The following is a 6,818-nucleotide window of genomic DNA, read 5'->3' as shown; positions in this document are numbered from 1 at the left end:
CTCACCGCCTCACCGCCTCACCGCCTCACCGCCTCACCGCCTCACCGCCTCACCGCCTCACCGCCTCACCGCCTCACCAGCCCTATGCGCCGCCAGCGACTGATCGCGCTCTTCGTGCTGGGCGCGCTGCTGCTCAACTACCCGCTGCTCCTGCTCGCCAACCGAGCGGAGTCGGTGCTGGGTATGCCCGTGCTCTACGTCTACTTCTTCATGGTCTGGGGCGCGCTCGTCGGGCTGGCGACGTGGACCGTCGAGCGACGCCGGGACCGCGACTCGGGCCGCCGCACGGCGCTGCGTGACACCACGCCGACGCGGCCGACTCGCGCCGTGCACTGACCTCGATTCTCCACCTGGGCTTGCCGGGCCCGCTCACCTAGCCTGCCGTGCTGAGTCCCAGCGTCGTCGTTGCCGCGAGCTTGCTCTACCTGGGGCTGCTCTTCGGCCTGGCCTCGCTCGCCGACCGGCGTGCGGACCAGGGGCGCTCGGTCGTGGGGCGCTCGTCGGTCTATGCGCTTTCGCTGGCGGTCTACTGCACGGCGTGGACCTTCTTTGGCTCGGTGGGGCGCGCTGCGACCGAGGGCGTTAGCTTTCTCACGATCTACCTCGGGCCCACGCTCACGCTCCTCCTCGGCGCGTCGCTGCTGCGCAAGATGGTGCGCATCAGCCGCTACCATCGCCTGACCTCCATCGCCGACTTTGTGGCGTCGCGCTACGGCAAGAGCCAACTGCTCGGCGGCCTCGTCACGGTCATCGCCGTGGCTGGCACGGTCCCGTACATCGCGCTCCAGCTCAAGGCGGTCTCCGGCACCTTCGGCGTGCTGACCGGCAGCAGCGTGCCCAGCACGGTCGACTTGCCCCTGTCGAGCGATACCGGGTTCTACGCCGCGGTCATCCTCGCCATCTTCGCTATCCTGTTCGGCACCCGTCACCTCGACGCGACGGAGCGCCACGAGGGCATGGTGGCGGCGATCGCGTTCGAGTCGGTGGTCAAGCTCGTGGCGTTCCTTGCGGTGGGCGTCTTTGTGACGTTCGCGATGTACGACGGCGTGGGCGACCTCTTCAGCCGTGCCGCCGCGCGCACCGACCTGCAGCACCTCTTCGTCATGCCGTCGGGGTCGGAGTCGTACGGCGAGTGGGCGGCGCTCCTGGTGCTCTCGATGGGCGCCGTGTTGCTGCTGCCGCGCCAGTTTCAGGTGGCCGTCGTCGAGAACGTCGACGAGCGGCACGTGCTTCGGGCGATCTGGCTCTTCCCGCTCTACCTGTTGCTGATCAACCTCTTCGTGCTCCCCATTGCGCTGGGCGGGCTGCTCTATTTCCCAGAGGGCACGGTCGACGCGGACACGTTCGTGCTCACGCTGCCGCTGGCCGAGGGCCACCCGTTGCTGGCGCTGCTCGTGTTCATCGGGGGGCTCTCGGCGGCCACAGGCATGGTGATCGTGGCGACGGTCGCGCTTGCCACGATGATCTCCAACGACCTCGTGATGCCCGCGTTGCTGCGCGTCCAGGGCGGGAGCTTCTCCGAGCAGGCCGACCTCAGCCGGTGGGTCCTGCGTATCCGACGGGGCGCCATCCTGGCCGTCGTGCTGCTGGGCTACCTCTACTTCCGCCTCGTGGCCGATGCCCAAGCCCTTGTGTCGATCGGCCTCGTTGCCTTTGCGGCGGCGGCGCAGTTCGCGCCGGTGGTGCTGGGCGGGATGTATTGGAAGCGAGGTACCTGGGCTGGCGCCGTGTCCGCGCTGGTCGGCGGCGTGCTGGTCTGGGGCTACACGCTGCCGCTCCCTGCGTTGGCCCAAGCAAGCGGTGTCGCGGAGGGCTTTGTGACCGACGGCCTCTTTGGCTGGGCTGCGCTACGCCCGCATGCGCTGCTCGGCCTCGACGCGTTCAGCCCGATCGCCCACGGCACGTTCTGGAGCTTGCTCGTCAACACCAGCCTCTACGTCGGCGTCTCGCTCTTCACGCGGCAGGGCGTGCTCGAACACGCGCAGGCTGTCTCGTTCGTCGACATCGACCGCTTTACGGATCTCAGCGCGCCTTCAGGAGCAGCGGGTGCCACGGCCGGGCGCTCCGTCTGGCGAGGCACGGCGCTCCTCGACGACCTCCGCGCGCTCCTGGGCCGCTTCCTCGGCCCGCGCCGCGCCAACGAGGCGCTGACGACGTATCTCGCCGCCCACCCGCTCGACGAGGTTGCCCTTGACGCTGATGCCTCGCTCACGGCCGATGCGGATCTCGTCCACCATGCCGAAGCCTTGCTCGCGTCGGCCATCGGCTCGGCTTCCGCACGGGCGATGATTGCCACTGTCGTGAGCGAAGAGCCGGTGCGCGTGGACGAGGTGCTAGCCATTCTCGACGAGCAGCAAAAGACGCTCGCCTACAGCCGAACGCTGGAAGAGAAGTCGGCCGAGTTGCAGCGGCAGACCGAGCGGCTGGAGGCTGCGCGGAACGAACTCATGGTCGTCAACCAGGCTTTGCGCGAGGTGGACCGCCTCCGCGACGAGTTCGTCTCGACGGTGACGCACGAGCTGCGTACGCCGCTCACCTCGATCCGCGCCTTCGCCGAGATCATGCAGTCGACGCCCGACCTCGACCCGGAGCAGCGCGCGGAATTCCTCGGCATCGTTGTGGCTGAGAGCGAGCGTCTGAGTCGCCTCATTGGCGACGTGCTCACGTTCCAGAAGCTCAACCGGCACGCCGTTCCTGATGCCCGGCCGTTGGACCTGGAAGCCGAGGTGCGAGAGACGGTGCGCGCCGTGCGACCACTGTTCAGCCGCCGGGGGGTGGTGCTCGATGTGAACGCCACCGTATACCCCTGTCACGTGGAGGGCGACGCCGACCAGATCCGACAGGTGCTCTATAACCTGCTCGCGAACGCCGCCAAGCACGCCGACCGCGCGCTGGGCCGCGTCCGCGTCTCCATCGCCGAGCTCCGGGACCCCAGCGGCGGCCGCCCCCTCGCCCGCCTCGACGTGTCCGACAACGGCTTCGGCATCCATCCCTCCGACCACGAGCGCATCTTCGACGCGTTCGAGCAAGCGCAACACCGTCCAGCAGGCCAGGGCGATGCGCCCGGTGGCACCGGGCTCGGGCTTGCGATCTCCCGCCGGATCGTGCAGGCGCACGGCGGCGAACTGTGGGTGGAAAGCGACCTCGGCGCGGGGGCTACGTTCTCCTTCACGCTGCCCCTACTCCTGGCTCAGAAAGACGGGACGCAAGCGGCGGTCACCACCCTAGGGCTCGAGCCTGCTGGACCGGGCCATGCCGCACCCTGACCTTGCGCCGTCGTCTCGCTTTGCATACCGTCTCCGTCAGCGACGCCTCTCCCCCGTTGTTTCACTGGCCGTGCCTCCCCCATGCCGTCCGTCCTCATCGTCGATGACGAGCCCAACATCGCCGTCTCGCTAGATTTCTTGATGCGGCAGGAGGGCTATGCCGTGCGCACCGTCCATTCGGGAGAGGCCGCGCTGGCTGCCCTCGTCGACGAGCCCGCCGACGTTGTCCTGCTCGACGTGATGCTGCCCGACCGCGACGGGTTGGACATCTGCCAGGCAATCCGCGCGAACGCCGCGTGGAAGCATACGCGGGTGCTGATGGTGAGTGCGAAGGGGCGCCCTGTAGACGAGGCTCGGGCACTCGCGCTAGGTGCCGACGGCTACATCGTGAAGCCTTTCGCCATCCGAGACGTTGTGGCACGCGTGCGTGCGCTCATGTAGCACGCGGCTCATGTAGCACGCATCAGGACGCGGCCGTCGGATTGCGTATAGCGCATCGTTTCGGCAAAACGAAACGCAGCAGGACGCTACCGCGTCTATGGGGCCGACGTTCACGCGCTCCCTTCCCGATGCCTGATCTCTCTGAGCCTGATCTTACTGCCTCCCAACCGGCTCTACGCGACGCGGTTGAGTCTGATCGGTCATACCGGGCGCGCCAACTCGATGGCATCGTGCAAGACCTCGCTGAAGGGTTGCGTGCCTCGCTCGGCTCGATCCGTGCGGCGATCGAGACGATGGCGGAGTATCCAGATATGGACGAGGCCGTCCGAGCCCAGTTCGCGGAGATCGTGCGGCAGGGGGCCGTCGAGGCGAGCGAGCGGCTGGAGGCGTCGATGGAGCGCTATGCCCACGCCGCCGCCGCAGAGCGCCCGATGCACGTCGTCCCGGCTGCGACGGTGCTTCACCGTGTCGCGGAGGCGCTCGCGTCCAACGAGGCGCTGGGCCCGTCGGGCGTGCGGACCGAAGAGCCGGGCGATACGCTGCTCATACGGGCAGACCGGGCCGCGCTCGTTGGGGTGCTGGTGTACTTCGCTGAGCGCGTACACTATGCCGTCCGTTCGCGCCCGCTTACCCTGCGGGTCCAAGCGACGGGGCAGTACGTCGCCTTCGACTTGCAGTGGGATGGGCCTCCCATCCAGCCGCACCGCTTGGAGCGATGGCTCGCGCAGCCCTACGATGATGCGGATTCCGTCCCGGATCGTGTTCCTGCAACCGTGTTGGAGCGGCACGGGGCCGAGGTGTGGGCGCAGGGCGGCGGGACGTACCCGTTGCTCCAAGTTCTACTGCCCCTCGAAGGCTAGAACTGACCAGAGCCGTCAGGTGTGAGGCGAACCCGGCCAGAAGCCCAGGTTATGTAGGGGAACCCCTTGCATACAATGTGAAGAAATCATGCGGATATCGCTTTTTGGTAATACAAACCGACGAAGCGCTTCCAGGTAACCGGTTTAATTCCTACTATTGCGGCAGCAAAGCCGCTGGAAGACCAGGTACGCGCCTGATTCTTTCATTCTTTTATTGCCAAACGGTAATATATACTCCTTTCCCCCAGGCGACATGGCAGACACGCTCACCGCTCCCACGACCTACGCGCCCCCCGAGGCCTTTGCCGCCAGCGCTCACGTCTCTTCGCACGCCGATTACGAGGCTCTGCACCAGCGCTCCGTGACTGACAACGAGGGCTTCTGGCGCGAGCAAGCCGGCCGCATTGACTGGTTCGAGCCGTTCCACACCGTCAAGAACGTCTCCTACGACCCGAAGAACGTCTCGATCAAGTGGTACGAAGGCGGCAAGCTCAACGCCTCCTACAACGCGCTCGACCGCCACCTCGGCACGCGCGGCAACCAGACCGCGCTCATCTTCGAGCCCGACGACCCGAACACGCAGGAAACGCTTCACCTCACCTACCGCGAGGTCTACGAGAACGTCTGCCGCCTCACCAATGCGCTCCGCGCGATGGGCGTCAAGAAGGGCGACCGGGTCACGGTCTACCTCCCGATGATCCCCGAGGCCGCCTACACGATGCTCGCCTGCTCGCGTGTCGGCGCGATCCACTCGGTCGTCTTCGCAGGATTCAGCCCCGACTCGCTCGCCACGCGCATCCTCGACTGCGACTCCGACTTCGTGGTCACCGCCGACCAGGGCCGCCGCGGCGGACGCACGGTCGCGCTCAAGCAAAACGTCGACAAGGCGCTCGAGCAGTGCCCGGACGTGCGCCACGTGCTCGTTGTCAAGAACACCGGCGGCGACGTCGCCTGGAATGACGCGGTGGACGTGTGGTACCACGACGCCGTCGACGGCCAGCCCGCCGAGGCCGAGCCGGAAGTGATGGACGCCGAGGACCCGCTCTTCATCCTCTACACCTCCGGCTCGACCGGCAAGCCCAAGGGCGTCGTCCACACGACCGGCGGCTACTGCGTCTACACGAGCCTCACGCACCAGTACGTCTTCGACTACCAGGACGGCGATGTCTTCTGGTGCACCGCCGACGTCGGCTGGATCACCGGCCACAGCTACATCGTCTACGGCCCGCTCATTAACGGGGCCACGCAGGTGTTCTTCGAGGGCGTGCCGACCTACCCGGACGCCGGCCGCTTCTGGGAGGTGTGCGAGAAGCACAAGGTGAGCCAGTTCTATACGGCTCCGACGGCGATCCGCGCGCTCATGGCCAAGGGCGACAGTTTCCTCGAAGGCCACGACCTCTCCAGCCTGAAGCTCCTCGGCACCGTCGGCGAGCCGATCAACCCGGAGGCCTGGCGGTGGTACCACGAGAAGGTCGGCGGCGAGCGCTGCCCGATCGTGGACACCTGGTGGCAGACCGAAACCGGCGGCATCATGATCACGCCGCTCCCCGGCGCGATCGACACAAAGCCCGGCTGCGCGACCGTCCCGTTCTTCGGCATCCAGCCGATGGTGCTCGACAACGACGGCTCCGTCAAAGAGGGCGCAACCGAGGGCATCCTCGTCATCGCCGACTCGTGGCCCAGCCAGGCGCGCACGGTCTACAAGAACCACGAGCGCTTCACCAACACCTACTTCACCGCGTATCCGGGCTACTACTTCGCCGGCGACGGCTGCCGCCGCGACGAGGACGGCTACTACTGGATCACGGGCCGCATCGACGATGTGATCAACGTGTCCGGCCACCGCATGGGCACCGCCGAAGTCGAAAGCGCCCTTGTGCTCCACGAACTCGTCGCCGAGGCCGCCGTCGTCGGCTACCCGCACGACGTGAAGGGGCAGGGCATTTACTGCTACGTCACGCTCAACGGCGGCGTCGCCGCGACCGAGGAACTGCGCAAGGAACTCGTCCAGCACGTCCGCACGCAGATCGGCCCGATCGCCAAGCCCGACTTCATCCAGTTCGCCCCCGCGCTGCCGAAGACGCGCTCCGGCAAGATCATGCGCCGCATCCTGCGCAAGATCGCCGAGAACAGCTACGGCAACCTCGGCGACACGTCGACCCTCGCCGATCCGACGGTGGTGGACGACCTCATCGACAACCGGCAAAACCGGGCCTGACCTCTCAGGCACCCGCTCCGTCCTGGTGGCAGC

5 protein-coding genes are annotated in these 6,818 nt (G+C 67.1%); all 5 read left to right on the top strand.

Translation table 11 applies throughout. From position 1 onward, the window contains the following. Positions 1–336, top strand: a 336-nt coding sequence (locus AAFU51_10690; protein MEO1571726.1) for a hypothetical protein, incomplete at its 5' end; no start/stop codon positions are given. 47 nt (positions 337–383) lie between these two features. Next, positions 384–3,266, top strand: a complete 2,883-nt coding sequence (locus AAFU51_10685) for a sensor histidine kinase (GenBank protein MEO1571725.1) — start codon at positions 384–386, stop codon at positions 3,264–3,266. Between the two features lie 81 nt (positions 3,267–3,347). After that, positions 3,348–3,707 (top strand): response regulator, encoded by a 360-nt coding sequence (locus AAFU51_10680; GenBank protein MEO1571724.1) that lies wholly within the window; start codon positions 3,348–3,350, stop codon positions 3,705–3,707. Positions 3,708–3,835: 128 nt separating this feature from the next. Continuing rightward, positions 3,836–4,567 carry a hypothetical protein gene (locus tag AAFU51_10675; protein ID MEO1571723.1) on the top strand — a complete coding sequence of 244 codons (732 nt, stop codon included), beginning with the start codon at positions 3,836–3,838 and terminating at the stop codon, positions 4,565–4,567. Positions 4,568–4,820: 253 nt separating this feature from the next. Next, positions 4,821–6,785, top strand: a complete 1,965-nt coding sequence (gene acs / locus AAFU51_10670) for an acetate--CoA ligase (protein MEO1571722.1) — start codon at positions 4,821–4,823, stop codon at positions 6,783–6,785. Positions 6,786–6,818: the final 33 nt, after the last annotated feature.

This window comes from Bacteroidota bacterium, assembly GCA_039821555.1.
Classification (GTDB): domain Bacteria; phylum Bacteroidota; class Rhodothermia; order Rhodothermales; family Rubricoccaceae; genus JBCBEX01.
Note: the sequence above shows the minus strand (reverse complement) of the source record. Positions and strands in the feature narration are given on the sequence as shown.

Bases quoted from the DNA above. Each gene is read 5' to 3' on its own strand.
- AAFU51_10680 (MEO1571724.1), top strand. From the start codon at position 3,348: ATGCCGTCCGTCCTCATCGTCGATGACGAGCCCAACATCGCCGTCTCG.
- AAFU51_10675 (MEO1571723.1), top strand. From the start codon at position 3,836: ATGCCTGATCTCTCTGAGCCTGATCTTACTGCCTCCCAACCGGCTCTA.
- acs (MEO1571722.1), top strand. From the start codon at position 4,821: ATGGCAGACACGCTCACCGCTCCCACGACCTACGCGCCCCCCGAGGCC.